Raw genomic sequence first — 12,961 nt, forward strand, 5'->3', positions numbered from 1 at the left:
TTTCTACCTGATCGACCACCGACAGCTTAAAAGCCAGCGTGTAGTCCCGCTGCGTGCGTTTGATGCCTGATTCCATTGACTCGCCTTTTCTGAGGGAAAAGGTGTCAACCCAGGTCAGGACGGGTCACCTCCAAGGAAAAAGCCCCGTATCTCCGGGCTTTTTTCATTTGGAAAGCGTCCGCATCGCCCGCTTGGCGATGTAGCGGGTTTCGGCCGTGTCCGACTCCGCCACCCACCGCGCGCAGAGCTTGTCGACCCACTCGCCCTGGCTCTTGCTCGCGTCGTTGAGCCAGTTCGCCACCGAGTTCTGCACATAGCGGCTGGGGTCGGCGCGCAGTGGTTCGATCAGCGGCAGCGCGCGCCACGGCTCGGTCTTCAGCGCATCGATCTGCGCGCACCACACGCCGCGCGGACGCGTGAGCTCGCTGGCAAAGCGGCGGATGTTGGGGTCGGCGTCAAGCACCCACGGCTGCAGCAGTGCGAACGCTTCGTCGAGCGACTCGATGACCGCGTCGCGCACCGCCATCCATGCGATTTCCCGCACGCCGAAATGCGAGTCGGCGGCGAAGCGGCGCACCGCCTCCAGCTGCGCCGGCAGCGGCAGGCCCGAGAGCGTGACCCACTGCGCAGCCCAGCAGCGGGCCACGTCGCTTGCGTGCGTGGCCAGCCGGTGGGCGACGGCATCGCGCTCGCCATGCAGCGCCGTCAGGTCGTAGAGCGCACGCGCGATGTGCCCGTGCCGCTGCATCGGCTTGAAGGCGCTCAGCATCGCGATCGTGTCTGCCAGCCGTTCGCTCTGCGCATCGAGACCGATGTGCCCCGCCACGCTGCGCGCCAGCCGGGGCAGCTCCAGCGCCATGAATTCGTTGAGGTTGACGGTTTCGAGCAGCCCGTCGTTGAGGGCGCCCAGCACCTCGGGCGGGATCAGCGCGATACGGAAGGCCCCCTTGCGCCCTTTCAGGTGCTCGACCGAGCCGGCGTCCATGTGCCCGGAGCCCTTCTCAGGAAGCCAGCAGCGTCTTCAGGTCGGACACCATCGACGGCACGCCCGCGCCGTAGCGCGCGTAGAGCCGCAGCCGGCCCTGCGTGTCGTAGACGTAGCTGGCGGCCGAGTGGTCCATCGAATAGCTGGTCGGCGTCTTGCCGTCGACCTTCTTGTAGTAGACCTTGTAGTCCTTCGCGAGCGCGACCAGCTCGTCGGCCGTCGGGATCAGCGCGACGAAACTCGGGTCGAACGCGCCCATGTAGGCCTTGAGCACCTCGGCCGTGTCCCGCGCGGGGTCGACCGTGACGAACAGCACCTGCAGCTTGTCGCCGTCCTTGCCGAGTTGCTGCTTGACCTGCGCCATCTCGGTCATCGTGGTCGGGCAGACGTCGGGGCATTGCGCATAGCCGAAGAACAGCACGACCACCTTGCCCTTGAAGTCGGCCATGGTGCGGACCTTGCCGTCCGCGTCCTTCAGCGAGAAGTCCTTGGCGTAGTCGGCACCGGTGATGTCGACCGCAGTGAAGCTTTGCTTGGTCTCGCTGCAGGCCGAGAGGCCCAGGCCGAGGGTGGCGGTCACGCCCACCCAGCCGGCGCCCGCGGCAATCAGTCGAAGAGCGTTGCGCTTGTTCATGGAAACGTGGTCAGTGAATGTAGTGATCGACGAGCAGCGCCAGGAACAGCACGCTCAGGTGGATCAGCGAAAAGCGGAAGGTCTTGCGCGCCAGCGTGTCGGAGTAGTTGCGCCACAGCGCAAACGCATAACCGGTGAAGCCGATGCTCACGGCAACGGCAACCGCCAGGTACAGCCAGCCGCTCATGCCGTAGATGAAGGGCATCAGGCAGGCCGCGAACAAAATGAAGGTGTAGAGCAGCACCTGCAGCCGCGTGAACTCGTTGCCGTGCGTGACGGGCAGCATCGGCAGGCCGGCCTTGCGGTAGTCCTCGACGCGGTAGAGCGCCAGCGCCCAGAAGTGCGGCGGCGTCCACAGGAAGATGATGAGGAAAAGAATCAGCGCCTCGGGCCCCACGTCGCCCGTCATCGCGGCCCAGCCCAGCACCGGCGGCATCGCGCCCGACGCACCGCCGATCACGATGTTCTGCGGCGTCAGCGGCTTGAGGATCACGGTGTAGATCACCGCGTAGCCGACGAAGGTGGCAAAGGTCAGCCACATGGTGAGCGGATTGACCGTGAACCACAGCAGCACCGAGCCGGCAGCGCACAGCAGCGCCGAGAAAATCAGCGCCTGCAGATCGCTGAGCTGCCCGCGCGCCGTGGGGCGCCAGGCGGTGCGCTTCATCTTGGCGTCGATGCCCTTCTCGACCAGGCAGTTGAACGCCGCCGCTGCACCCGCCACCAGCCAGATGCCGATGCAGGCCAGCACGGCGCGCTGCACATCGGCCCACGAAGGCAGGCCGGGCACGGCCAGCACCATGCCGATCAGCGCGCAGAACACGATCAGCTGCACCACGCGCGGCTTGGTCAGCGCGTAGAACTGGCGCAGCACATTCGCGGTACTGGTTTGCTGAACGGGGATCGGGGTGCTCACGCGGCGGCCTTCCTTTGATTGTTGTTGTGACCTGGTGCATTGTCACTGGCGCGCGCAGTCTGCGCCGCCAGCTCGCGCCGGCTCTCGCACAGGGCCCAGGTGAGCACCACGGCCAGCGCTGCGGCGCCGCCGGTATGAAGCACGGCCGCGGCCAACGGCCAGCCGAGCAGCACGTTGCCAAGGCCCGTGGCCAGCTGAAGCAGCGCCAGGCCCGCGAGCCATCGCGCCTGCGGGCGGAGTGTCTCGATGCGGCGCAGGCGCCATGCCAGCACGCCGAGCGCGACGAACACGGCATAGGCCATCAGCCGATGCGCGTAGTGAATCGCGGTGAGCGCGGAAAAATCGAGCGGCTGGCCTTCGCCGGTCACGCCGAGATGGCGCCAGATCTCGAAGCCCTGCGCGAAATTCATGGCTGGCCACCAGCTGTCCTGGCAGGTCGGGAACTGCGTGCAGGCCAGCACCGCGTAGTTGGTGCTGACCCAGCCGCCGAGCGCGATCTGCAGCACCAGCAGCACAGTAGTCGCGATCAGGCCGTTGCGCAGTGCGGGCGACACGGGCGTGGGCAGTCGCTGCGCCGCGCTCTGCTGGTAGCGCACCGCTTGGATGCACAGTAGCGCCAGCAGCACGATGGCGCCCATCAAATGCGTGGTGACGATGGCCGGGAACAATTTCCAGGTGACGGTGAGCGCGCCGAATGCACCTTGCAAGCTCACGCCAACGAGCGTCGCCGTCGGCCACCAAGGATTCAGCACAACTTGCGCGATGGCAGGCGGAGGCTGCGGCGCGTTGCCGGCCTTGGGCCCAATGGAAGGCCACCAGCGCACCAGCCAGGTCGCCAGGGCCAGCACTAGGATCAGCACGCCGACACCCGTTGCCAGGTAGCGGTGAACCATCTCGACCCAGGCCTTGCTGTGCGTCACCGGGCCGGTCGGCTGTGCGGCTTGCGCCATCGCGATCTCGTGGCGCGCGCCGGCCGGGCTGGCATTGCCGTAGCAGCCGGGCCAGTCGGGGCAGCCCAGGCCCGAATCGGTGAGCCGCGTGAAGGCGCCGAACAGCGTGAGATCGAAAGTGAGGAACAGCGTGAGCACGGTCAGCGCATGCAGCCGCCGCGCCGGGCCTGCGCCCGCGTTGCGGCGCCACACCCACACCAGCGGGCCGAGCGCGATCAGCACGCCGGCGGCCATGAGCCAGGCGATGGGCTTCAGATCGTAGAGCGAGCTCGTGTCCATGCGAGGTTTCAGCGGCCCGGTTCGTCCCACGACGCCGAGGCGCGCAGCAGGCGGTCTAGGTCGCGCTTGGCGCGGCCGGCGCCGGCGGCGTCCATGCGGGCAGGGAAACGCATCATCCAGTTACCCATCGGGTCGACCACGTACAGGTGTTCGGCCAGCGAGTGGCCCTGCACAGGCGCGAGCCACTTGGCCAGTTGGTCGGCCGGCACGCGCAGCACGGTGGCGCCGTGCAGGCCGTTGTTCAGGCGCTCAGGCACGGGAGCGGCGTCGCTCACGAGCCAGACGCGGTCCATGCGGTCTTTCTCGCGGCCCAGGCTTTCGCGCAGTTGCCGTTGCAGGTAGAGCTGCTGCTCGCACAGCGCGTCGCAGGCGGCATCGGCCACGGCCACCAGCAGCCATTGGCCCTTGAGCGTGGCGAAGTCGACCGGAGCGCCGTTGCGGTCGGTGGCGATCAGCTTCGGCAGCTCGTGCTGCGGATCGATCAGCTCGCCATAGACGCTGCGGCCTTCGGGCCGGATCACGTAGTAGGTGAAGTACGAGGCAATGACCGGCGCCGCGCACATCAGCATCACGGCGATCATCTTCCAGCGCCCGACGACCGTGCGCCGGCCCTCCGCACCGTCGAGCGCCTGGTTGGGCGACGGCATCGAATGCACCGTCAGGCCCAGCGGCTCGTCAGAAGCGGCCATCGCGTGCGCGGCGCCTTGAGCGGCGGAAGGGTGTGATGAATTGGAACCAGACATAGAGGATGACGACGAGGGCCGACAGGCCGAACCACTGGAATGCGTAACCGTAGTGCCTCTCCAGGCCCAGCGCCGGGGCCGGCCAGTCGCGCTGCAGGCCCTCGGAAGCCGGTCCGCTCTGCTGCAGCGACACGTCGGTGCGCAGCGGCAGTTTGGTCTCGGCACGGAAGGCCTCCAGGTCGAGATTTTGCCGGATGGGCGAATACCCTTCGGCGGCCGGTGCCGGGGCGGCCGGCGCGGAGGCTGCCGTGGCGGGCGCAGAGGCGGCGGGCACGGGCGCCGGTGCGGACGTGCCCAGCTCCAGCAGATGGCTCGGCGGCGGCTCGATCAGGCCCGTGACCTCGACGATGCCGGCTGGCGTCTCGACCGCACCCAGCTGCGTGCGATCGACGAAATTGCGCTGGATCCAGCCGCGCTGCACCATCACCGCCTGCTCGGTGCCTTCGAGGGCGAAGGGCGTCAGCACGTAGAAGCCGGGCGTGCCGTGCATCTGGCGGTTGTCGAGGTACACGGTCTGCGTTGGCAGCCAGAGCCCGCGCAGGCGCACCGGACGGTGCAGCGAGTCGGAGGCTTTCTCCAGCGCCAGGAATTCGGCCTGGGTCAGCGCCGGCTTGAGCTTCTGGGCGTCGATGTCGGCCTGCAGCGCTTCCTTCTGCGCGGCGCGCGAGAGCTGCCAGCGGCCTAGCGAAACGGTGGCCGCCACGGTCAGCACGGCGGCGATGGTGATCAGCCAGAAACGGCCCGGGCGGCGCCGGTCTTCGGAATACAAGGGTTCAGGGGTCACTGGAGAGAACGGGGCGTGCGGCCGATAATGCGGGTCATGAAATATTTCGTCGCCCTGGTGTTCCTGGGCATCTTCGCGAGCCTCGCGTTCGCCCTGTACTTCATGCTGAAGGACGGGCGCAACGGGCGCGCCAAGAGCGGCGGCATGGCGCGAGCGCTCACCTTTCGGATCGGCCTGTCGGTGTTTTTGTTCCTCTGCATGCTGCTCGCCTGGAAACTCGGCTACATCCAGCCCACCGGACTCCCGCTCGGCAAGTAGATGGTGCTCGTTCCATGAGAACCACGAAAAAGGCGCCTTACGGCGCCTTTTTCGTGGAATGCCGCGAGGTTCTTCGCTCAAAGCCAATAGACCAGCATGTAGAGGCCGAGCCAGACCACGTCCACGAAGTGCCAGTACCAGGCCGCGCCTTCGAAGCCGAAGTGGCGCTCCGGCGTGAAGTGGCCCTTGCGCAGGCGCAGCGTGATGAACAGCAGCATCAGCATGCCGATGAACACGTGCAGGCCGTGGAAGCCCGTCAACATGAAGAAAGTCGAACCGTAGGTGCCCGAGCTGAGCTTGAGGTTCAGTTCGGTGTACAGGTGGTGGTACTCGTAGCCCTGCACGCCCAGGAAGATCATGCCGAGCAGCACGGTGAGCCACATGAAGCGGATCGTTTGTGCACGGTGGCCGGCACGCAGCGCATGGTGGGCAATGGTGAGCGTCACGCCCGAGCTCAGCAGCAGCGCGGTGTTGATCGTAGGCAGCCAGAACGGGCCGACGGTCTGGAAGGGCTCGACGATGCCGGCCGGCGAAGCGGTCGCGCCTGCGGCGACGCTGGGCCACACAGCCTTGAAGTCGGGCCAGAGGATCGCGTTGTCCAGGCTGCCGAGCGCGGGCAGCGAATGGGTGCGGGCCCACCACAGCGCGGTGAAGAACGCGCCGAAGAACATCACTTCCGAGAAGATGAACCAGCTCATGCTCCAGCGGAACGAGAGGTCGACCTTGTGACCGTACTGGCCGCTCTCGCTTTCGCCGATGGCGGTGCGGAACCACACGAAGAGCGTGCCGAGCCAGATCACCATGCCCGCCAGCAGGGACCACGCGCCCCACTCGTGGCCATTGATCCATTGCGCGGCGCCCAGGATCACGAAGAACAGGCCGATCGCGGCCGAGACCGGATAGGCCGACGGTCCGGGCACGAAGTAGTAGGGCGTGGTGCCGTGGGTGGTTGAACTCATATCAGCTCCTGGCTTTCTTTCTTCTCTCGATTCAATGGATTCTGCTTGCTGTCGCGGAATGCTTTTTCGTCAGTCAGGCTGCGGCCGATGCGACCACATGGCGCACCAGCAGCACCAGCGCGACCACGAAGACGATCACGGCCACGAACGCCACCGCGATGATGTGCAGCGGGTTCAGCTTGCCCAGGTCTTCCTGGTAGGCGCTGTTCTTGCGCACACCGAAGAACGACCAGCCCACCGCCTTCACTGTGTCCCACAGCGAAGCCTTCGGCCGGGGCCCCGGCTGGTTCTGCGGATCGGTCACGAGCGCGGCTCATTGGCGGTGTTCGAAACGGCCGCCACAGGCGCCGCGGGTGTCTTGCCGCCCACTTCGAAGAAGGTGTACGACAGCGTGATGGTCTTCACGTCTTTGGAAATCTTGGGGTCGATCACGAACGCGACCGGCCACTGCTTCTTCTCGCCCGGATCGAGCGTGTACTGGTTGAAGCAGAAGCACTCGAGCTTGTTGAAGTACGGCGCAGCCTGCTGCGGCGCGTAGCTCGGAATGGCCTGCGCAGCCATGCGGCGGTTCTGCACGTTCTGGAACTCGTACATCACCGTGTTGAGCTGGCCCGGGTGCACCTGGATGGTCCGCTCCGCGGGCTTGAAGTCCCAGAGGCCGCCGCGCACGTTGGAGTCGAACTCGACCGTGATGGTGCGAGTCATGTCGACCTGCGTGTTGTCGGGCACGCGCACGTTCTTGCCGCCGCTGGCACCGCCCGGCACCTCGAGCTCGGAGAGCGCGAGGATGTTGATGCCGGTCATCTCGCAGATGGCGCGGTACATCGGCACCAGCGCATAGCCGAACGCGAACATGCCGCAGGCCACGACGGCCAGCTTGCCGACCATGCGGGCATTGGCGCGGCGGATGCGTGGACCGAGGCTCATGCGTGTGCTCCCGTTCGTTGCGTGGGTGGCGGTTCAGCGGCCGCTGAACCAGACCATGCGAACGATGAAGCCGATGAAGAACACCACCGCGATGGAAGCCAGCGTGAGCCCCATGCGACGGTTGTTCCTTTTCTGTTCGGGTGTCATCGTGCTTTCGATTCAGTCACCGGGTGATCAGCCGATCACCTTGGTGGCGGTCGCGTCGAGCTTGGGCGGGTTCTCGAAGGTATGGAACGGTGCCGGCGAAGGCACTTCCCATTCGAGGCCTTCGGCGCCTTCCCACGGCTTTTGCGTGGCCTTCTCGCCCTTGCCGCGCATGGTGGGCAGCACGATGAAGAGGAAGAAGTACACCTGAGCGAAGCCGAAGAAGAAGGCACCGACCGACGCCACGGCGTTGAAATCGGCGAACTGCATCGGGTAGTCGGCATAGCGTCGCGGCATGCCGGCCAGGCCCAGGAAGTGCATCGGGAAGAAGGTCACGTTGAACGAGATCAGCGACCACCAGAAGTGCACCTTGCCGCGCGTTTCGTTGTACATCACGCCAGTCCACTTGGGCACCCAGTAGTAGAAGCCCGAGAACATGGCGAACAGCGAGCCGGCCACCAGCACGTAGTGGAAGTGGGCCACCACGTAGTAGGTGTCCTGCAGTTGCGTGTCGATCGGCGCAACGGCCAGGATCAGGCCGGTGAAGCCGCCCATCGTGAACACGAAGATGAAGCCGACCGCGAACAGCATGGGCGTCTCGAAGGTCATCGAGCCCTGCCACATGGTCGCGATCCAGTTGAAGATCTTCACGGCCGTGGGCACCGCGATCAGCATGGTCGCGTACATGAAGAACAGCTGGCCGGTGAGCGGCATGCCGGTCGTGAACATGTGGTGCGCCCACACGATGAACGACAGGATGGCGATCGACGAGGTGGCGTACACCATCGAGGCGTAGCCGAACAGGCGCTTGCGGGCAAAGGCCGGCACCACCTGGCTGATGATGCCGAAGGCCGGCAAGATCATGATGTAGACCTCGGGGTGGCCGAAGAACCAGAAGATGTGCTGGTACATCACCGGGTCGCCGCCGCCTGCGGGGTTGAAGAAGCTGGTGCCGAAGTGGCGGTCGGTCAGCGTCATCGTAATGGCGCCGGCAAGCACGGGCATCACGGCAATCAGCAGGTAGGCGGTGATGAGCCAGGTCCAGCAGAACATCGGCATCTTCATCAGCGTCATGCCGGGGGCGCGCATGTTGAGGATGGTGACGATGATGTTGATCGAACCCATGATCGACGAGGCGCCCATGATGTGCATCGCGAAGATGCCGGCGTCCATCGAGGGGCCCATCTGCAGCGTGAGCGGCGCGTACAGCGTCCAGCCGGCAGCGGGTGCGCCGCCGGGCATGAAGAACGAGCCCACCAGCATCAGCGCCGCCGGGATCAGCAGCCAGAAGCTGAAGTTGTTCATGCGCGCGAACGCCATGTCGGAGGCGCCCACCTGCAGCGGAATCATCCAGTTCGCGAAGCCCACGAAGGCCGGCATGATGGCGCCGAACACCATGATCAGGCCGTGCATGGTGGTGAACTGGTTGAACAGCTCGGGGTTCACCAGCTGCAGGCCGGGCTGGAACAGCTCGGCGCGGATCAGCAGCGCGAGCACGCCGCCCACCATCAGCATCGTGAAGCTGAACAGCAGGTAGAGCGTGCCGATGTCCTTGTGGTTGGTCGCGAACACCCAGCGGCGCCAGCCGGTGGGCGCGTGGTGATCGTGATGCTCGTCGTGTGCGTGGTCGCCGGGGACTGCGTGACCGTGGGGGTCGAGGACTGCACTCATTTCGTTGTTCCTTGCAATTTCTTCGTCGCGGGGCGCTGCTGCCGCATCACTTGGCGCGCAGGGCCAGCACTTCGGCCGGCTGCACCAGCTGGCCCGTCTTGTTCGACCAGCTGTTCTTGGTGTACGTGGCCACTGCCGCGAGATCGGTATCGCTCAGCTGCTTCCAGGAGGGCATCGCGCCGTTGTTCTGGCCGGTGAGCAGCACCGTCAGCTGGATCTTGTGATCGGCGTCGGTCACCTTCGGGGAGCCGTCGAGCGGCTTGATCGGGCCAGCGCCCTTGCCGTTGGCCTGGTGGCAGGCGGCGCAGTTGGCGGCGTAGACCTTCTCGCCGCGCACCAGCATGTCGGGCAGCGCCCAGACCTTGGTCGGGTCGTCGAGCTTGGCGGCGGCTTCCTTGCGCTTGGCTGCCACCCAGGTCGTGTAGTCGGCCGACGAGACCACCTTCACGTGGATCGGCATGTAGGCGTGTTCCTTGCCGCACAGTTCCTGGCACTGGCCGTAGTAGTCGCCCACGGTCTCGGCGCGGAACCAGGTGTCGCGCACGAAGCCGGGGATCGCGTCCTGCTTGAGGCCCAGCTGCGGCACGGCGAAGGCGTGGATCACGTCGTTCGCGGTGGTGATGATGCGGATCTTCTTGTTGACCGGCACCACCAGCGGGTTGTCGACCTTGAGCAGGTAGTCGTCGGGCATCGCGCCCTTGGCGCCTGCGTCGGACATGGCGCGCTGCGAGCTGTCGAGCGTGGAGATGAAGGCCAGGCCCTCGCCTTCGCCGTTCAGGTAGTCGTAGCCCCACTTCCACTGGTAGCCCGTGGTCTTGATCGTGAGGTCGGCGTTGGTGGTGTCCTTCTGGGCCACCAGCACCTTGGTGGCGGGCAGCGCCATCACGATCACGATGAGGAAGGGCACGATGGTCCAGATGACCTCGACCACCACCGATTCATGGAAGTTGGCCGCCTTGTGGCCGACCGACTTGCGGTGCTTCCAGATCGAATAGAACATGACCGCGAACACGGCGACGAAGATGACCGTGCACAGGATCATCATGATCGTGTGGAGCAGATGCTGCTCCTGCGCGATCTTGGTCACGCCGACCGGAAGATTCAACTGGCGCACCGAGGGGCCGCCGGGCAGATCGTTGACTGCGTGCGCCGCGCTGCTGAAAGCCGCGCCGGCCGCCAGCAACAGATTCGCCGGCCTGTACTTATTGCGCCAAATGCTCTTCATCGTGTTCACGTTTCTTCAATTTTTTCGACAAACCCAACCGTGCAGCACTGCGCGAGCCCCCTCAGGCGCCACGCAACGCCATGCGAATCTCGCGGGCCAACGCCGCACGCAACTCCGGGCGTACATAGCGCCCCACCCTGACCGATCGACCCTGCCCCGAGACCTCGATCAGCGAGCGATCGCCGGTCTGGGGTTCGATCCGCACCTGGTGCGGAAGAAATTCCGTGCGTTCGTAGTGCCCGCCGTTCTCGAGCTCCACGACGAGCCGCCCTTCCTGCAGCGCGATCTTTTCGCCGTCGGTCGCATGCCGTGCATAGACCATGAACGCAAATCCGACAGCGGCCAGTTCGAGCCAGGCGAAAGGCAGTACCAGCGGCGCACCGTGCAGCCAGAACAGGGTGCCGATGCCGAGCGATACCACGCACAGCGAGGCGTAGAGCCAGCCCAGCTGGCTCGGCGTCACCGAGCAATTCCGCTTCAGGAACCAGTGGATGCTCTGGCCTGAAACGGTGGCAAATCGAAACACGGAATTCGACACGGGCGAGTTCAGCAAATCGGTGCGTCGACGGTCGCCAAACCCCTCGTACAAACAGGATTCGACACCCCTCGATCGCGGGACAATACCCGCGAGTTTCACGCAACGGCGGATTGTAGCGGGTAGATATCTGCGCCCGAGTGCCCTATGGGACGCCTACGGGTCACTACTAGTAGGCAAAAAACGGCTCGTGCGCCATGCGTTTTTGCCGCACGATCAACAGGCGATCGAACGGGCGATCAAGCGCCCGGACGCCCCCGTTGCAGCATCGAGCGCATCTCGCGCAGCGACACCGCGCTTTCGGCCGACAACGACACGCGCGGCGCCGGCTTGAACGCGTGGCCGTAGATGACCTCGAAGGTCAGCGCGATGCGCCCGCCTCCTTCTTCGGCCGGCGCGAGCTCGGGTAGCGCCTTCTTCAATGACTGGTGCCAGGCCTTGCCGCGCAGCGCCGCAAAGCGCGCCGGGTGCAGGTTGCGGCCCAGCGTGCGCAGCTCGGCCAGCGCCGCCTCGGGCGTGGCCCAGGTCAGCACGATGCGCTCCATGTCCATCACGGGTTCGGCAAAGCCGGCGTGCACCAGCATGTCACCCCAGTCGTGCATGTCGGTGAACTCATGACCCGCGGCCGGCCAGCCGAGGCGGGCATGCAGTGCGCGCAGCTCTCGCACCGTATCGGGCCCGAGGCAGGAGAACATGAGAAAGCCGTCTGTCGCCACCAGCTTGTGCCAGTGCGAAATGAGCGCTTCGGGGTCGGCCGCCATGTGCAGCGACATGTTGGCCCAGAGCAGGTCGACGCCGTCTTCGGGCGGTGCGTCGAAGCGCGCCTTGCCAGCCTGCCAGCGGCGCGCGCTCCACCACGGCGCGCTCAGCGCCTGGCCGGTTGCGGCGGCCAGCCCGGGCTCGGGTTCGATCACGAAAGAAGCGGCGTCCTTGTAGCGGCGAGCGACGAGCTCGTGCGCCTCGAGGCCGCTGCGCAGCGGCGCCCAGTCGGCCCAGGTGCGGGGCTGGGCCTTGATCCATTGCAGCCGGTCTTCCATGCGGCGGCCGATTTCCTCGTGCAGCCAGGGGGAGCCGTCGGCCGGCGCAAGCCGGCGCCAGCGGGCCGCCGCCGTGGCATCGATGGTCGGCGGTCGTCGTGAGGGGTCGGTGGCCATGGGGCCGTGAGTATATTGAGGCAATGCTCAGCCATCGGGCCCTGTGGCCTTTCCTGCCTTTCAGGCCTCTCGGGGCCTTCACTTCGCTGCTTGCGCGGCTGCCCAGCCAGTGCGCGGTCTGCCGCGCCTGGCCTTCGCGCCCGGTGTGCGATGCCTGCGTGGCCCGCTTCGCACCGCCCACCGCGCGATGCGGCAGCTGCGCCCTGCCCGTGCCCGAAGGCGTGAGCCGCTGCGGCGATTGCGTGAAGCACCCGCCGCCGCTGGACACCTGCCTCGCGGCCTGCACCTACGCGTGGCCGTGGCCGGACGCCATCGCAGCCTTCAAGTTCCGTGGCGAGGCAGGCTGGGCCGGGCCGTTCGCCACGCTGCTGCGCAGCGCGCCCTGGGTAGAGCCGGCTCTGGAGGCCTGCGACGCCGTGCTGCCGATGCCGCTGGCACCCGGCCGGCTGCGCGAACGCGGCTTCAACCAGGCGCACGAACTGGCACGGCGGCTGGCACCTTCCAAGACTGACGCCACCCTGCTCCTGCGCACCCGCGAGACGCCCGCCCAGAGCGGCCTTTCGCGCGCCGACCGATTACGCAACCTGCGCGGCGCCTTCGCGGTGGAGCCGATGCGCGCCGAAAAGCTGCGCGGCCGGCGCCTCGTGCTGGTCGACGACGTGATGACCAGCGGCGCCTCGCTGTTCACGGCCGCCGAGGTGCTGCGGCTGGCTGGTGCGGCCCACATCACCGCCGTCGTGCTGGCCCGGACCGATCCGCCGCGCTGAGCCTTCGATGCGGCGCGCCGACAATGGGCG

The 12,961-nt window shown here is 66.4% G+C and carries 16 protein-coding genes; 2 read left to right on the plus strand and 14 right to left on the minus strand.

Annotation, left to right across the window (positions count from 1 at the left end):
* Nucleotides 1–163 precede the first annotated feature (163 nt).
* The 6 genes from ACZYSP_RS17720 to ACZYSP_RS17745 are packed head-to-tail and all read right to left on the minus strand — an operon-like array spanning nucleotide 164 to nucleotide 5,291.
* Nucleotides 164–985, minus strand: coding sequence for a DNA alkylation repair protein (locus ACZYSP_RS17720; protein WP_093057637.1), 822 nt, complete (start codon nucleotides 983–985; stop codon nucleotides 164–166).
* A gap of 16 nt (nucleotides 986–1,001) precedes the next feature.
* On the minus strand, nucleotides 1,002–1,619 hold the full coding sequence (locus ACZYSP_RS17725) for an SCO family protein (RefSeq protein WP_093057636.1): 618 nt from the start codon (nucleotides 1,617–1,619) through the stop codon (nucleotides 1,002–1,004).
* Between the two features lie 10 nt (nucleotides 1,620–1,629).
* Nucleotides 1,630–2,535, minus strand: a complete 906-nt coding sequence (gene cyoE / locus ACZYSP_RS17730; protein ID WP_093057635.1) for a heme o synthase — start codon at nucleotides 2,533–2,535, stop codon at nucleotides 1,630–1,632.
* Nucleotides 2,532–3,764 carry a COX15/CtaA family protein gene (locus ACZYSP_RS17735; protein WP_489015618.1) on the minus strand — a complete coding sequence of 411 codons (1,233 nt, stop codon included), beginning with the start codon at nucleotides 3,762–3,764 and terminating at the stop codon, nucleotides 2,532–2,534. The genes cyoE and ACZYSP_RS17735 overlap by 4 nt, the downstream gene beginning before the upstream one ends.
* Before the next feature lie 8 nt (nucleotides 3,765–3,772).
* Nucleotides 3,773–4,453, minus strand: a complete 681-nt coding sequence (locus tag ACZYSP_RS17740; RefSeq protein ID WP_093057633.1) for a hypothetical protein — start codon at nucleotides 4,451–4,453, stop codon at nucleotides 3,773–3,775.
* Entirely contained in the window at nucleotides 4,440–5,291 is an 852-nt protein-coding gene (locus ACZYSP_RS17745) for an SURF1 family protein (RefSeq protein WP_489015620.1), read from the minus strand. Before ACZYSP_RS17745 ends, ACZYSP_RS17740 begins: the two co-directional genes overlap by 14 nt.
* Before the next feature lie 27 nt (nucleotides 5,292–5,318).
* Between ACZYSP_RS17745 and ACZYSP_RS17750 the strand changes: the two genes are divergently transcribed.
* A complete protein-coding gene (locus tag ACZYSP_RS17750; protein WP_093057631.1) occupies nucleotides 5,319–5,549 on the plus strand; it encodes a twin transmembrane helix small protein in 231 nt (76 codons plus the stop codon).
* Nucleotides 5,550–5,626: 77 nt separating this feature from the next.
* Here ACZYSP_RS17750 and ACZYSP_RS17755 read toward each other — a convergent pair whose 3' ends face one another.
* The 8 genes from ACZYSP_RS17755 to ACZYSP_RS17790 form a co-directional block, all read right to left on the minus strand.
* Nucleotides 5,627–6,508 carry a cytochrome c oxidase subunit 3 gene (locus tag ACZYSP_RS17755; RefSeq protein WP_093057630.1) on the minus strand — a complete coding sequence of 294 codons (882 nt, stop codon included), beginning with the start codon at nucleotides 6,506–6,508 and terminating at the stop codon, nucleotides 5,627–5,629.
* A 73-nt stretch (nucleotides 6,509–6,581) separates the two neighbouring features.
* The gene (locus ACZYSP_RS17760; protein WP_093079520.1) at nucleotides 6,582–6,812 is read right to left on the minus strand and encodes a DUF2970 domain-containing protein; all 231 of its coding nucleotides are present in this window, start codon (nucleotides 6,810–6,812) and stop codon (nucleotides 6,582–6,584) included.
* Nucleotides 6,809–7,435 carry a cytochrome c oxidase assembly protein gene (locus ACZYSP_RS17765; protein ID WP_489015623.1) on the minus strand — a complete coding sequence of 209 codons (627 nt, stop codon included), beginning with the start codon at nucleotides 7,433–7,435 and terminating at the stop codon, nucleotides 6,809–6,811. The genes ACZYSP_RS17760 and ACZYSP_RS17765 overlap by 4 nt, the downstream gene beginning before the upstream one ends.
* A gap of 33 nt (nucleotides 7,436–7,468) precedes the next feature.
* Nucleotides 7,469–7,582 carry a cytochrome oxidase small assembly protein gene (locus tag ACZYSP_RS17770; protein WP_019656111.1) on the minus strand — a complete coding sequence of 38 codons (114 nt, stop codon included), beginning with the start codon at nucleotides 7,580–7,582 and terminating at the stop codon, nucleotides 7,469–7,471.
* Nucleotides 7,583–7,609: 27 nt separating this feature from the next.
* The gene (gene ctaD, locus ACZYSP_RS17775) at nucleotides 7,610–9,250 is read right to left on the minus strand and encodes a cytochrome c oxidase subunit I (protein ID WP_093057627.1); all 1,641 of its coding nucleotides are present in this window, start codon (nucleotides 9,248–9,250) and stop codon (nucleotides 7,610–7,612) included.
* A 46-nt stretch (nucleotides 9,251–9,296) separates the two neighbouring features.
* Entirely contained in the window at nucleotides 9,297–10,475 is a 1,179-nt protein-coding gene (gene coxB / locus ACZYSP_RS17780; protein WP_093079525.1) for a cytochrome c oxidase subunit II, read from the minus strand.
* 61 nt (nucleotides 10,476–10,536) lie between these two features.
* Nucleotides 10,537–11,013: a DUF2244 domain-containing protein gene (locus ACZYSP_RS17785; protein ID WP_093057649.1), complete on the minus strand. Its 477-nt coding sequence runs from the start codon at nucleotides 11,011–11,013 to the stop codon at nucleotides 10,537–10,539.
* Nucleotides 11,014–11,249: 236 nt separating this feature from the next.
* On the minus strand, nucleotides 11,250–12,164 hold the full coding sequence (locus ACZYSP_RS17790) for a class I SAM-dependent methyltransferase (RefSeq protein WP_093177548.1): 915 nt from the start codon (nucleotides 12,162–12,164) through the stop codon (nucleotides 11,250–11,252).
* Between the two features lie 23 nt (nucleotides 12,165–12,187).
* Between ACZYSP_RS17790 and ACZYSP_RS17795 the strand changes: the two genes are divergently transcribed.
* The gene (locus tag ACZYSP_RS17795; protein WP_489015627.1) at nucleotides 12,188–12,931 is read left to right on the plus strand and encodes a phosphoribosyltransferase family protein; all 744 of its coding nucleotides are present in this window, start codon (nucleotides 12,188–12,190) and stop codon (nucleotides 12,929–12,931) included.
* Nucleotides 12,932–12,961 lie beyond the last annotated feature (30 nt).

The organism is Variovorax sp. F042 (genome assembly GCF_057814215.1).